The 14,018-nt window shown below is 45.3% G+C and carries 11 protein-coding genes; 2 read left to right on the top strand and 9 right to left on the bottom strand.

All coding sequences use genetic code 11. The annotated features are described in order from the left end of the window. Positions 1-342: 342 nt before the first annotated feature. The 6 genes from ycfP to hinT form a co-directional block, all read right to left on the bottom strand. Positions 343-882 (bottom strand): alpha/beta hydrolase YcfP, encoded by a 540-nt coding sequence (gene ycfP, locus MSG34_RS11560; RefSeq protein WP_009847155.1) that lies wholly within the window; start codon positions 880-882, stop codon positions 343-345. 108 nt (positions 883-990) lie between these two features. Continuing rightward, the gene (locus MSG34_RS11555) at positions 991-1,845 is read right to left on the bottom strand and encodes a phosphotransferase (RefSeq protein ID WP_248337499.1); all 855 of its coding nucleotides are present in this window, start codon (positions 1,843-1,845) and stop codon (positions 991-993) included. 205 nt (positions 1,846-2,050) lie between these two features. Beyond that, positions 2,051-2,641 (bottom strand): penicillin-binding protein activator LpoB, encoded by a 591-nt coding sequence (gene lpoB, locus MSG34_RS11550; protein ID WP_017060223.1) that lies wholly within the window; start codon positions 2,639-2,641, stop codon positions 2,051-2,053. A gap of 86 nt (positions 2,642-2,727) precedes the next feature. Beyond that, a complete protein-coding gene (locus MSG34_RS11545) occupies positions 2,728-3,111 on the bottom strand; it encodes a YcfL family protein (RefSeq protein ID WP_017060222.1) in 384 nt (127 codons plus the stop codon). Further along, a complete protein-coding gene (locus tag MSG34_RS11540) occupies positions 3,111-4,502 on the bottom strand; it encodes a hypothetical protein (protein WP_017065296.1) in 1,392 nt (463 codons plus the stop codon). The genes MSG34_RS11545 and MSG34_RS11540 overlap by 1 nt, the downstream gene beginning before the upstream one ends. Positions 4,503-4,780: 278 nt before the next feature. Beyond that, positions 4,781-5,131: a purine nucleoside phosphoramidase gene (gene hinT / locus MSG34_RS11535; protein ID WP_017065295.1), complete on the bottom strand. Its 351-nt coding sequence runs from the start codon at positions 5,129-5,131 to the stop codon at positions 4,781-4,783. 277 nt (positions 5,132-5,408) lie between these two features. On the opposite strand from hinT, the gene MSG34_RS11530 reads away from it, so the two are divergent. Further along, positions 5,409-7,400, top strand: coding sequence for a methyl-accepting chemotaxis protein (locus MSG34_RS11530; protein WP_248337497.1), 1,992 nt, complete (start codon positions 5,409-5,411; stop codon positions 7,398-7,400). A gap of 198 nt (positions 7,401-7,598) precedes the next feature. After that, positions 7,599-8,765, top strand: coding sequence for a DUF1887 family protein (locus MSG34_RS11525; protein ID WP_017065293.1), 1,167 nt, complete (start codon positions 7,599-7,601; stop codon positions 8,763-8,765). A gap of 195 nt (positions 8,766-8,960) precedes the next feature. Here MSG34_RS11525 and udp read toward each other — a convergent pair whose 3' ends face one another. The 3 genes from udp to MSG34_RS11510 all read right to left on the bottom strand — a co-directional run bounded on the left by udp (position 8,961) and on the right by MSG34_RS11510 (position 13,976). Next, on the bottom strand, positions 8,961-9,719 hold the full coding sequence (gene udp, locus MSG34_RS11520; RefSeq protein ID WP_017632176.1) for a uridine phosphorylase: 759 nt from the start codon (positions 9,717-9,719) through the stop codon (positions 8,961-8,963). A gap of 282 nt (positions 9,720-10,001) precedes the next feature. Continuing rightward, on the bottom strand, positions 10,002-12,359 hold the full coding sequence (locus MSG34_RS11515) for a zinc/cadmium/mercury/lead-transporting ATPase (RefSeq protein WP_248337495.1): 2,358 nt from the start codon (positions 12,357-12,359) through the stop codon (positions 10,002-10,004). A 153-nt stretch (positions 12,360-12,512) separates the two neighbouring features. Further along, the gene (locus MSG34_RS11510; RefSeq protein ID WP_048614570.1) at positions 12,513-13,976 is read right to left on the bottom strand and encodes an MATE family efflux transporter; all 1,464 of its coding nucleotides are present in this window, start codon (positions 13,974-13,976) and stop codon (positions 12,513-12,515) included. Positions 13,977-14,018 lie beyond the last annotated feature (42 nt).

Here is a 14,018-nt window from a genome sequence, read left to right as displayed (position 1 = left end):
AATGGTTGTTGCTTTGCTCACGTGGATAAAAAAGGTGACTACCTGAGAGGCAGAACACAAATTATGGGCAAGTTTTTTCACTCGCTCTCAATTTTTTTTGATATTTGTCAAAATATTTTGCTTGGGAACATTATATATAGCAAAAAGATGACCGCAACAAAAAAATCCTTACCCTCAATGAGGATTCGCGACTAATTAGTTAACGTTTGCGCAAACTGATCTATAAATGCGCAAACTCACAGATCAAACAGCGATAACCGCTTTATGAAACACGAACGCAAAAGTTCAGATGTAAAAAAGCAGCACTCATTGAGTACTGCTTTTATAAAACATATGGATTGATTAAGCGTTTTTGAACGCTTTCATTGCTTGAAGATGTTGAGAGATTTTTTTGAATTTATGACTCTCTTTCTCGTCCCAGATTACATCGTAGTAATCTTCTAGCGCAGCAGCGGTTTTGGTATTGTCGTGAATTTCATCTTCACGAGAAAGCACCACTAAACAGCGTCCTTTGTTTTTCATACGGTACTGAGCAACACATTTAGTTGCGATGTCTTCGTACTCTTCTGGTCGGTCAATTCGACCTACCATGTTGTTCTCAGGATGCAGATTAGGGTTGAACACCACCTGCTTAATCCCACATAAGAAACCAATACGCTCAGACCAAAAACCACCTAAACCTACACCACAAATAATTGGATGCGGATCATCGGATTGCTCTATCACTTTATGCACTTCTTTTAGCAGATGCTGCATATCGTGTTTTGGATGCAAAGTACTGTAGTTGATGAAACGAACGTCATCATCAATGAATTGCAACTGCAGTATTTTTTCGTGATTGCCCGGGCTTGTTGAGTCGAAGCCATGTAGATAGATAATCATTGTACCTCCCCCGTTGAATATTGGTACGTTTTGATCAATCTAACACGAAAAACAAGGTTTTAAAGGTAACAGCTGAGAAATTATATTTTTCACTTCCTAAACGTGATCCTAGCTACATAAAGTGTGACTCAGGGCCTCCGCTTCACGCAGATAACTTTCATCACCCCAAAGCTGATGAGCAAGTAAATACCATAGCATCGCCATCATCTGGCTTCTTGGTAACCATGCTTCTACACCGTCAAGCCAAGGCTGAACATCATGGATACCTCTCAGCTGACAGTACTTCTCAACCGCTTCTGTAACTGGCACGCCAGCAACCGCAATGGTTAATGTTAAGTCGAGCCTAGGGTCTGCGAGCGCAGCGTATTCCCAATCGATAATCTTAATGCCGTCACTGTTTCTCACTAGGTTATAACCACCTAAGTCAAAATGGCACAAAGACAGGTCAACATTGGTAATACTCGGAGCCACGCGCCACTCTTGATAAATCTTAGTGCAGGCTTCGGTCTTATGAATCGCATCAAGCTGCAGCCAGTAATGGTCGACTCGTGCCGTGAAACTGAATGGTTGCAGTGGTAATCGCGCAGTATTAACCAGATGAACAGAGATCAGCGTTTTCAACAAGTCATCGAGTTCTAGATCTTCGTAAAGTGTCTCACCCGCAATCCACTCAACAAGTAACCCCTGCTCATTCACTACCATTGGGCTTGGCCCGATACCGAGTCGCTCAATGGCAGACAGCACTTGGTACTCTTCATGACGAGAGATGAAGAACGCTTTGGTGATAGCTGTAGTTGGCCGCCAAACATACGCAGTACCATCGGCATCGACCAACTTCCAACATCGATTGGTCAAACCGCCTGTTAATGTCTGTGCTCTAACTGGAGGCTCAGAAAAGTAACCGTCAAGCGAACTCAAACTGGTATCAAGAAGCTTAGCCTCAGACCAAGAAAAAATTGCCATATTTACTCCCTATAAACGTCTTAACTGCCCTATAAACGTCTTCATTCCCTACAAAAAAGACACTGACCAAAAGCCAGTGTCTCTTCATAAACAGCACATCATGCACTGCATTGGCGTGTGACCAAGCTATACGCTGTCAAGATTAAGCCTTGCCAATACTAGACATTGTCAAATCCGGCTGCGCATAGTTGGCAAGTAAGCGAAATTAAAGGCCTAGTAGGCTCTTAGATTGTTGCTTACGGATTTCAGTCTCGTCAGCCCATTCAATCAAGCCAGACTCAAGATCCATTAGACGCATCGTCATTTTGTAGTATACGTCTTCATCGCTACCCGCTTTCTTAACGATGCTTGATAAGTTGCCGTACAGCATGTACTGAGCACCAACCATTTTACCGAATTGAATCGCTGAACTTTGGTTTACAAGCTCATCGTTGTTTTGGAAGTTCAATTGGTCACGAACAGACTCTACACGGTCCATATCAACGAAACGGAACTTACCAGAGTTCAACATCTTCGTACTGATGGTGTCAGTGATTGACTCAGTATCGATGTGCTCACTTGTTTTGTTCTTGATTCGCTCTACAAACACGATTGGACGCTGTTCACGAGTAATGTAAGACACAGAACCAGACGCCATCATGCTATCGACCATTTCACCCGCAATCGTTTGAAGGTCAGTTGAACCGAAATCGATTGTCGTGGTTTCTACTGCTTGTGCATCACCGTAGCTTACCTTGTTTGAACAACCGCCTAAAATAACCGCTAAACCTAGTAGCGCAATGACACTCTTTTTCATTTTGTTTCCTCAACTTATCACTGAGCGGGGTTACCCACACTCTTAAATTCTTGTATTTACGAATCATGAGACCCGTTTAATCTAACTTACTGCTCTCGGAACTGGACTCTGAACTGAGTCGCTTTCGGGTTTACCGACACTTCCGACAACGAAATACTTTCAAAACCACGAACAATCGCTTGCTTCCAAGGACCTTGTTTAAGGTTGACCTCAAGCCCGGCATCGTCGTACCAGTAAAAACGATAAAGGATATGTTGATCGCCTTTATAGTTACTGTTTAAACGAACGATTCCTCGCGTATGACCGTCGACCAGATCGGTGCGAATATCTTCAACCTGTAAACGGCTGCCCAATACCTTGTCACCAAAGAAAACGTTCTGAGTCAGACTATCAACCCTTACGCCAGCTGTATTATCAGCACAACCAGCCAGAGCCATAACCGCTGCTAAGCTCACTAACCACTTTTTCATTACAGCCTCCCTAGCTGTTTATGCCACATTGTTGCGTTGTTTCCTTGTCGAGAAATCCACACCAAGGTGGTCTGCCCTTCTCGAATATCAAAGTCGTACGTTTTAGCGCCCGCTTCCAACGTATATTGACCGCTATTTGCTACAAACGTGCTGCTTTTAATCTCTGCAGGTAATGATTGCCAACTACGAGTGTCTGGTTGCTCTGTCAGTGTGTTCCACACGTTGAACAGAATATTACCGACATCATCGCCTTTGGTTGCTTCTTTACGAATGCGATCTTTCGCGACGACACGTAGCGCTTGGCGAATAACAATGCTCGTCATACGTTCCGACAAATCGTTCTGCGCCATCGCGTTTACATCAGTGATCAAGTGTTCTTGTAACGGTTGGCCGCTGATTCGCAAGGCAGAAAAACGCTCTACGTTTTGACTTGGGTAATATGGCAGCGCAAGAGAGTATATTGCCCCCTGATCGCGACTGTCATAAACAGGTAAATCTAGTCGCCAACTGTCCATAGCTTGTACAGCGCTCTGCTCTTGAAGAACAATCACTCGCCCTTCACCTGCACTAAGTTTAGAAGATTGCTTATAGCGTTTTTCTAATGTCGCTAAATCTTGTCGCATCCCTAAACGAGCGGCTGTTGCCATGGTTCTATCGATGATTTCTTGGTTATCTGGCATCACAGCCAAAGCACGACGATAGTCAACGTAGGCGCTGTTTAAATCATTTGACGCTTCATAAAGCAGACCAGACAAGAACATCAGATACGCATTCTGTACTGACTGCAGTTTTTTACCCGCATCAGGGTAATTGGCAAGGATGCTACCCACATTGGCAGACAAACCTTGCTTCTTCGCATCGCTGGCTGCTTTGTCTAACTCAGCTTCGCGTTGCTTCTTCGCTTGTTCTTGAACTTGGTTGGCGCGACGCATTTCGATCACCGCACCTTCTAAATCGTTTTTCTTGAGGTAATTTAAACCGAGGTACAGATGAAGAAAGCCCAACTCATAATCGGCTGGAACATACTCAGTAATATTGTCATTCACAGCCAACGCACCCACACTGGTTGCACTGTCTGAGATTGAGATCACGGCTTTGCGTTGCTGCTCAGTCACCGCCTGATCAGCCACTTCAAACGAAGCCTTACTCTCAGGGTATTTTTGATCCAGCAGATTAATTCTGCCTCTTTCAAAGTTATCAAGGATATCGCCTGCCGCGTAATCTGGTAGCTCTTGCTGAGCCTCTGAATAATCTCCAGATTTAACGGCTTGGTAGATCGCTTTGTTTTGTGCGCTGTAATGACTGAACAGGCTTCCTGCAGACATACTCGCACAACCTACGGTCAACGCCGATAACAGGGCAATGGAAGCGAATCTAAACTGTTGCTTCACTTATCGTCTCCGTGCATGTTTAAAATGCCAACTTTATTAGGGTCTGTTGACCTTTCTTGGTCTCATTATCAAAACGAAACGTGTTGTAAAAAGGATCTCAAGCCAGTTGAAACCCTACTGATTTAGCCTCTGCCTAGGCGATGCCGACATTCAGACAACAGATAGAACTTAAAGTTGGCATACAAACTACAAATTTTCCAACTAACTACTTGTGTTAACCCGCTAATGAGCGCGTTTAAACTAGCGCATTAGCTTTCATTAACTCGTTAGCTTTTTAGTTAGCTCATTAACAGCGGACCAAGTGGACGGCCACCAACCAAGTGCATGTGAATATGGTAAACCTCTTGGCCACCGTGAGAGTTACAATTCACGATAAGACGATAGCCGTCTTCTGCGATGCCTTCTTCTTTTGCTAACTTGCGAGCAACAGTAAACATGCGCCCCATCATCGCTTCATCTTCGACTTCAACATCGTTGGTTGTCGGAATCAGCTTGTTTGGGATAATTAGGATATGGCTTGGCGCGCGAGGATTAATATCGCGAAATGCGGTTACTAAATCGTCTTGGTATAGTAGATCTGCTGGGATTTCTTTGTTGATGATCTTAGTAAAAATGGTTTCTTCAGCCATGTTTCTCTCCGATAAAACATTTATTTTTTAATGCTTTGAGTATGCGCTATGCCGCATCAAACCACAATAAATCTGCTTTAAAGCATAATAAAAAACACCGTTCAAATCAAAGAAAACGAGCCTTAGCTCTCAAGAATGGCATGTTGGTTATAACTGAGCGTTATTTTTGACGTATGCGTCATAAAACGCGTAAGCCGAGCTCAATAGAATGCTGACAATTTTGTTAGTTTTACTTTGACCTGACATTAGGTCTGCATTTTTATTTAGGGAGAAAGCCATGAAGGGATCTGTGATCAAGCGTATGTACGCTGGTTTCGCACTGATCATCATCATGTTCGCAGTCACGATAACCATCATGATGAACAGCATGAATCAGATACACAGCAATTTTGAGAGTGTCTCAGAAACCTCATTGCCACTTGTCGCGCTTTCAAATCAAACAAGTGTTCAATTGCTTTCTGCTGATAAGTCATTCAAAGATTTCTTAACCACACAAAACGCTGAACGCATGTCTGCAATGCGTACAGAATTTGCTGCATCACAAAACTCTTTTTCTGAAGTTCTAAGCAATCTAGAGGCGGCAAGCCAGAACGACTCAACACTCATCGAACGCATCGCACAATTACGAGCGATGGAAGAACGCTACTTTACAGAAGCTGACGAAGCGATGAACAACTACGTCGCGATGTTCGAAGCACAAGAACAAGTGCAAAAAGCCTCTCGTGACTTCCAACGCTTACATTCAGAATTAACCGTTGGCATGAAAGAATACGTTGCCGATCAAAAAAGCATCTCTGTAAAAGTGATGGCAAAGAGCTACTTCATTAAACTGCAAGACGCAGAAGTTATTACCTCTGATGCACTTGCTAGCTCTGATGTTGCCTTCGTTCAGAAAGCCGTTAACCAAAACAAAAAGGCCGTTACTCATCTTAACTATGCTTATCGCGGCCTATCAACACAACTACCAGCACTTAAAAATGTCTTCGATGAGTCGGTTCAGAAGTTCACCAAAGACGTTGGTCAGAAAGGTGGCGTACTAGACAAACACAACAACTACCTACAAGCCAAGCAAGCGCTGTACGTGAACATCGCCAACCTAGCCGTAGAAGTTGACCAAGCAATGACTGTTTTGGACTCGTTCAACGTGACCGCTGAAGAGCAACTTAACTCATCACTAGCAGACGCAAGCAGCATCTACGACAAAGGCCTATTCAACGCGATTGCAATTGGCATTGTTGTAACCGTGTTCGCAGCTGCAATTGGTTACCACATTGCACATAGCGTACGAGAGCCATTAACTCGCATCCTAGGTACGTTAGAAGGTCTAACCGAAGGCGATATGACTCAGCGTATCGACATTCGTTACGACAACGAATTCAGCCGCGTGAGCCGTCACATCAACACCTTGGCTGACAACCTACACAACATCCTTGTGAAGCTGAATGACGCTTCAGATGACTTAACTAAGACTGCAAGCGTCAACCAGAAGACGTCATCAGAAACGCAGGCTCAACTGAACAGCCAACGTGAGCAAACCGCAACCGTTGCGACCGCAATGACAGAGATGTCTCATTCTGTACAAGAAGTGGCGAACAGCGCGCAAAGCTCACTAAGCATGGTTCAACAAGTAGAATCGGCTTCTGAATCTGGTCGTCAGATCATGAACACCAACATCAGCACCATTAATCAGCTTGAGGTTCGCCTGACTGAATCAGTGGGCGCTGTAGGCGAGCTACAACAGATGAGTAGCCAGATTGGTTCAATCCTTGACGTTATTCGTGGCATTGCTGAACAGACCAACCTACTTGCACTTAACGCGGCAATCGAAGCAGCGCGCGCTGGTGAACAAGGTCGTGGTTTTGCAGTCGTTGCCGACGAAGTTCGAGTGCTAGCACAAAAGACCACTCAATCGACCTCTGAAATCGAGACCATGATCAGCAATCTGCAATCAAGCTCGAAAACGGCAAGTAACGTAATTGAAAGCTGTATGAGCGATATGGACATGTCGGTGCAACAAGCTTCAAGTGCAAACAGTGCGATGGAAGAGATCCAAGCCTTGATTCTAGAGATCAGCCACATGAGTACACACATCTCTCAAGCAGCTGCTGAGCAGAGTGAAACTTCTGGTGATATCGCACGCAACATCGAAGACATCAATCACATCGCAGATAAGAGTTACCAAGCGATGTCTTCAATTGCAGAGGCAAGCCAAAACCTAACAATTCTGGCGAATCAACAAGGTGATTTGGTACATCAATTCAAGCTATAGATAAATGAAGAATCGATAGATATTTAGTGAGATTGTTGAGACTTCTTACCCAATAGTGGTAACTAATTGAGCTAGGGCAACTTTTATCAAGGGTTGCCCTTGTTTTTTATGAGCTTTGTCATTATATGATTATTAAGGCTTGCTGCTTCCCGTTTTTTTCTTTCACCTTTATGAGCGAGCCGCTATTAAGGAATTTATATGGCTGTTCATGTTGGCATTATCGATCAAGACCCCATTCGCTTGCTCACCCCATTACTTGATAACCGAACGGTCAGCACTCACATCGTGTTTATCGGCGACAAAAATCAAGTCAGTATGTACAAACGTTTAGACAGCGTTTTGCACAAGCGCGACATTACAAGTGAGTTTTTCGAAATTCCGACCATCGTAAATACATCCGTCATCAAAGAATCTATCCAAACCCTTGCTGAAGACCTCAAAGCACGCGGCCAAGAAGTGAAGCTCAACGCAAGTTGTGGCCTCCGTCACCGCCTACTTTCTGTGTACGAAGTATTCCGCACTTACCACTGGCCAATCTTCGTGGTTGAACCAAACAGTGACAAGCTGTGCTGGTTGTACCCGAATGGTAAAGAAGATGCACAGGTTCAAGACCGCATCACTATCGACGACTACCTGACTGTGTTCGGCGCTCGCGGTGAATTCAGCGATGTTCAGCTGTCTCCACAACTTGATCAGAAACTTTATGAGCTGGGTGAACGTTGGGCAAGTAACGCACTCGAACTAGGCCCAGGTCTTGCGACATTGAATTACCTAGCAACTACCTGCCGTAAAGAACAAAAACTTGATGTAGGCCTATCTGAGAAGCAACAAGGCTATCGCGAGCTCAACATGCTGCTAAGCGATTTGGTTGAAGCTAAAATTGCGACTTACGACAATGGTATTTTGACCTTCGCTAATGAAGACGCGCGCCGCTTCTCAAACGGTGAATGGCTTGAAACCTTGGTTCACAGCACAGTCAAACAAATCCAAGACGACATGCCGACCATTCAAGACCGCTCTTTGAATGTTCAGGTATACCGTCAACTGGGTGAACGTGAGGTTCGTAATGAGCTTGATGTTGCCTCAGTAGTGAACAATAAGCTGCACATCATCGAATGTAAGACCAAAGGCATGCGTGATGATGGTGATGACACCTTGTACAAACTGGAATCGCTTAGAGACCTGCTAGGTGGCCTACAAGCACGTGCAATGTTAGTGAGCTTCCGCCCTCTTCGCCATAACGACATCACACGAGCTGAAGATCTTGGCCTTGCATTGATTGGCCCTGACGAATTGAAAGATCTTAAAACTCACCTAACAGCATGGTTTACGGCTGCGGGTGGCAGTGAAGATCTAGAGTACTAAAAACCAATAAACTCATGAGAGCTCAATGCTCTTAAGCAGATTGTTAAAAAGGCGAATGACCATTAAGTCACTCGCCTTTTTTGTATCTGATACTTTTCTTGTCTACTTTATCTGCCACATAAAAAATGGCCGCATCATTCGATGCGGCCATTTTCAAAATTTAATGTCACTTGAAGACTAAAAGCACTTTAAGACTTAAAGCATTTTACGAGCAGCTTCTACAACCACTTTGATTGAGCGCGCTTCCGTTACTTTTAGAGTGTCGTGATCAGGCGTCTCTTTTTGAGTACGGTTGATGATTACACCAGCAACACAACCTGCTTTCAGACCAGAACTTGCACACATTGTTAGCAGTGTTGCAGATTCCATCTCGAAGTTCAGAACGCCCATGTCTTGCCATTCTTGCATAGAACCTTGGAAACGCTTAACAACGCGACCAGAGAACGTGTCGTAACGCTCTTGACCTGGGTAGAACGTATCACTTGAAGCCGTTACGCCCATGTGAACTGCTGCGCCTGATTCTTCAACTGCCGCTTTCATTGCTGTTGCTACTTCGAAGTCGGCAACGGCTGGGAACTCCATTGGAGCAAAGTGCAGGCTAGCGCCGTCTAGACGAACAGAACCTGTAGAAACAATCATGTCACCCACGTTTACGTGAGGTTGGATAGCACCAGTAGTACCAACACGTAGGAAAGTGCGAACACCAAGTTGAGCAAGCTCTTCAACCGCGATAGAAGTCGATGGACCACCAATACCTGTTGAACATACAACAACTGGCTTGCCGTCTAGCTCTGCGCGGTAAAGCGTGTATTCACGGTGACTAGCAAGGAATACTGGGTTCTCCATCTCTTCTGCAATTTTTTGCACACGAGCAGGATCACCAGGGATGATCGCAAGAGTAGCACCGTTAAGATCTGCTTCAGTAACACCTAAGTGGAAAACAGCTTGAGACATAGTTCGCTCCTTTTGGCTTATTGGGCTTTTTACCCTTATTTAAGCTCATAGTAAATTCGTGGGGTACGAACACACTCTAACCAAGCTCATTACAAAATGAAGTGACACATGTCACATGAATGATCGCAACAAGAATTCAAGTTTCACAAAAAACCGATTGGCATCACAAAAATAAGCAATCCGCACGCCTGTGTTGCATACTAATGAGACAAAAAGCGCCTTTAACGTATTACCGCTAAAGGCGCTTTTATATTGAGAATGCTCTATGTCGGTGAGCTAGATTTAGTCCGCTTTAGATTTGAATCGAAGCAGACGCAATGCGTTCAATGTCACCAATGCAGTTGCACCACTATCCGCTAAAACTGCCACCCACAGACCGGTAATACCTAACAAGCTTGTCACCAAGAATACGCCCTTCAAACCAAGCGCAAGGGCTACGTTTTGACGGATGTTATTCATGGTCGCTTGCGACAGTTCAATCATCGCTGGCAGCTCAGTTAAACGGTTATGAGTCAGCGCTGAATCCGCCGTTTCCAAAGCGACATCCGTACCACCACCCATTGCAATACCGACATTCGCCGTTTTCATTGCTGGTGCATCGTTAATGCCATCACCGACCATCGCCACGTGCGACTGTTGAGATAACTCCTCAACGTAAGATACCTTGTCGCTTGGCAATAGGCTTGCCTTGTACTGCATCCCAATCTTGCTACTGATCGCTGCTGCACTGCGCGGGTTATCACCGGTCAGCATGATAGATTGAATACCTAAGTCATTAAGTCGTTCAATCGCAAGCTTAGCGTCACTACGTAACGTATCTTGCCAAGCAATCAAACCAATCACAGTCGCAGCTTGTTCTGTTGACTCTTCTTGATCTTTAACCTCAAGAGCAACCACAACCGTCTTGCCCTCGCCTTCTAATGCTTCTACCTGAGAAACCACATCGAGACCAAGATCGAACGTCACTTTAGACGGTGACAAAACCTGATACTTAACACCATCAACATCACCTTCAACACCACTACCAATCAACGCTTTCTTGTTGTGTGATTCAGGAATCTCAATATTCAGCTCTTTTACTTTAGCGACAAGTGACTGCGCCAAAGGGTGAGTAGAGCCAACTTCAATCGCCCCAACCACACGCAGCATCGCGTCTTGTTGCCAACCCGATAGAGGTTGAATATCCGTAACCTGAGGCTTACCTTCGGTCAGTGTGCCTGTCTTATCGAAGGCGATGGTTTGGATTTTACCAAGCTGCTCTAGCGCTGCGCCGCCTTTAATGAGCGCGCCACGTTTCGCCGCCGCTGCTAAGCCAGAGGTAATCGCTGCAGGAGTCGAGATAACCAAGGCACACGGACAAGCAATCAATAACAGCGCTAGGCCACGGTATACCCATGTTTCCCATGGCTGCGCAAACAACAATGGTGGCGTGATGATGACCAACAGAGCCACTACCATCATTAACGGTGTGTACCAACGGCTGAACTTATCGAGGAATCGCTCTAGTGGTGCTTTACGAGACTCTGCTTCTTCAATCAGATGAAGAATGCGATCGATCGCGTTCTCACCCTGTTTTGAAGTGATGGTGATACGAACCACTTTATCGACCACCACAGCGCCAGCCATGATGCTATTGCCTTCGATGTGTTCAACAGGAACAGATTCACCGGTTAACGCACTTTCATCAAAGCTTGCCGCGTCTGTAATCAATTGACCGTCAGCAGGTAAACGAGAGCCCGCAGCCACTTCAATCACATCACCAGGAACCAGTTCACTGACGGCTACTTCTACACGCTCGCCGTTGATGATCTTGGTTGCGTTTTCTGGTACCAATGCCATTAGCGCTTGAACGCCACTTCTTGCTCTTGATGAAGCAAACGCTTCTAAGCGCTCACCAATCAAGAACAACAATAGAACCATCGCTGCTTCCGCAGTTTCGCCAAGGTACAAAGCACCCAGCGCGGCAACACTCATTAAGGTTTCAATAGCAAACGGTGTACCTGAACGCGCCAGCTGAACCGCTTTCTTCGCCACCGGATATAAACCAAGCAGACAAGTTACCGTAAACAAGCCTTCGCTTAATTGAGGAGAGGTACTTTTCACAAGCGCAGCAAACAGCATTGCTGCTGCAATCGCAATAATCTGTAAATTAGGTTGGATATGAGCTTGCCAAAAAGTCTCAGGTTGTTGTTTTTCTTTCTTTGAACCGACTTCCGTAAGAGGGAAACCCGTTTTGATAGAGACCTGTTCAATGGTGTCGGCAAGGCTTTCATTATCGAATTTCACAACCAGCTTTTCGGTAGCAAAGAGAACCTTCGCTTGAATAACACCGTCAATATTGCTGATCGCGTTTTCTATTTTTCTTGCACAAGCTGGGCAGTCCATTCCGGCAACCAGCCAACTTTTCGAAAATTTGGCATCGAGAGATAAGGTTGAGGACTGACTGTCTTCTTCTCCACTGTCCGACGAACTACAACAATCGTCTCCAGACGATGACGGTGCAGCAGAAGAGCTACAACAACCAGATGAAGTACCTGCTGCTGTGATGCTTGAAATTTTAGGGCTAGAGCAACTTGATCCTGCCGCTTGAGGTTGAACGTCCACTTTTGCTGAGCGGCACGCTGCATGTTTTGCGCACATAATGTATCTCCTTAATACTCAAAAGCCTTGAGGTTGTTGCTAACTTACGAGCAACAGAACCTTAAGTTCATCAAAAGTATAAACCTTGGAGGCTACTCCAAGGTCAAGAAGAAGTTTTCAAGAAAACAAAAATATTATGCCCGCGCCGATGACTTACTGAGATTTAAGCTCCGCACACTCCTCACGGTTCGCCGATACATCATCAATAAGCACCGCATCGTGTGAACAAAACGGCTGAGTGTTCAAGCTGACAATCGACACATCATCTTCCACTGGGTCGACTTGAGAGCCTTGCATCAGTTCAGCGATATGATGTCGAAGAACCAAAATACCTAAAATCCCGAACAGAACATTACCCAAAGCTTGACCATAGAGAACACCCAAAGCGCCATACCACTCCGAACCTAGATAAACGAACGGCAGAGTACCTAACGTGGCTTTACCCAAATTCAATGCTGTCGAGTAAAGCGGTTTGCCTAGGTTATTAAAAGAGGTGTTGGCAACAAATAGTGCGCCGTTAAAGGTGAAGGTTAACGCCACATAGGTACAGAAAGCTGCCACAATGATTGCCGCATCACCTTGTAGACTAAAGCCTTGAATTACATAACCTTGAACGAAGTACAATAAGATACAAACGGCAATGGTGTATGCCGTAGTAACCAATAATGAGTTGTTGAGTGTTTCTTTTACTCTGTCCATACGTTCTGCACCAAAATTCTGACCAATGATTGGCCCCACAGCGCCAGACAGAGCAAAGATAACCGCAAAACAAACTGGCGTCAGACGACCTATCACGGCAAAGCCCGCGACAAAGTCCTCACCATATTGTGCGATACCCGTTGTCACAATCGCATTACCGATAGGCGTTGCGGTATTGGTGATAATCGCAGGCAGCGCAATCGCCAATATTGGTCGAATATTAAGACGCCATTGCACAAAAGAAGGCGGAGCCACCAGCTGATGGCTGCGAATAAGAGGATAAAGCGAAAAGAATAGCACCGAGAAACGAGCGACAACCGAAGCGATAGCCGCCCCTTCGATGTTCCAACCAAAACCAAAAATAAACAGAGGATCGAGAATCGCGTTAACAATGCCGCCCGACAAAGTTGCCCACATCGAACGCTTAGCATCACCTGCCGCTCTTAAGCCCGCACCCGCCGCCATCGCTAACGCCAAAAATGGACCACTTGGTAGCAAAATCTGTAGGTAAGCTTGAGCACGCTCGGCTGCAATACCTTTGGCGCCTATCGCGGCTAGCAGCTCTGGAATATAAGCGAACATGATTGCAGTTATAGTTGAACTGATAACAAACGCAGTCAGCATGATACTGGTGCTTAGGTTTCGAGCGTGCTCTTGATTCTTTGAGCCGATGGCTTTGGACACTAATGCGCCCATGGCAATGGAAGTACCGATAGAAACGGAGGTAGAAAAGAAAGTCAGCGTACCTGCAAAGCCTACCGCAGCAGCCAATTCGACCTGTCCGAGCATACTGATAAACAGCATGTCGAGTAAATCGACCACAAATAACGCCATCAAACCGACAGAGCCAGCCCCCGACATCACCAATATGTGGCGCATCGTTGAACCTTCAACAAACTTTGCCGTTTGATTTGACATGAAACCTCCAAAAGTTGGAATACCCAAGAGCTAAAGCCTAAT

The organism is Vibrio sp. 1CM2L, from assembly GCF_023161695.1.
Taxonomy (GTDB): domain Bacteria; phylum Pseudomonadota; class Gammaproteobacteria; order Enterobacterales; family Vibrionaceae; genus Vibrio; species Vibrio coralliirubri.
This window is presented reverse-complemented; position numbering and strand designations above follow the sequence as displayed.

Excerpts from the sequence above, each read along its gene's own strand:
- ycfP (WP_009847155.1), bottom strand. The coding sequence starts at position 882 with ATGATTATCTATCTACATGGCTTCGACTCAACAAGCCCGGGCAATCAC.
- MSG34_RS11555 (WP_248337499.1), bottom strand. The coding sequence starts at position 1,845 with ATGGCAATTTTTTCTTGGTCTGAGGCTAAGCTTCTTGATACCAGTTTG.
- lpoB (WP_017060223.1), bottom strand. The coding sequence starts at position 2,641 with ATGAAAAAGAGTGTCATTGCGCTACTAGGTTTAGCGGTTATTTTAGGC.
- MSG34_RS11545 (WP_017060222.1), bottom strand. The coding sequence starts at position 3,111 with ATGAAAAAGTGGTTAGTGAGCTTAGCAGCGGTTATGGCTCTGGCTGGT.
- hinT (WP_017065295.1), bottom strand. The coding sequence starts at position 5,131 with ATGGCTGAAGAAACCATTTTTACTAAGATCATCAACAAAGAAATCCCA.
- MSG34_RS11530 (WP_248337497.1), top strand. The coding sequence starts at position 5,409 with ATGAAGGGATCTGTGATCAAGCGTATGTACGCTGGTTTCGCACTGATC.
- MSG34_RS11525 (WP_017065293.1), top strand. The coding sequence starts at position 7,599 with ATGGCTGTTCATGTTGGCATTATCGATCAAGACCCCATTCGCTTGCTC.
- udp (WP_017632176.1), bottom strand. The coding sequence starts at position 9,719 with ATGTCTCAAGCTGTTTTCCACTTAGGTGTTACTGAAGCAGATCTTAAC.
- MSG34_RS11515 (WP_248337495.1), bottom strand. The coding sequence starts at position 12,359 with ATGTGCGCAAAACATGCAGCGTGCCGCTCAGCAAAAGTGGACGTTCAA.
- MSG34_RS11510 (WP_048614570.1), bottom strand. The coding sequence starts at position 13,976 with ATGTCAAATCAAACGGCAAAGTTTGTTGAAGGTTCAACGATGCGCCAC.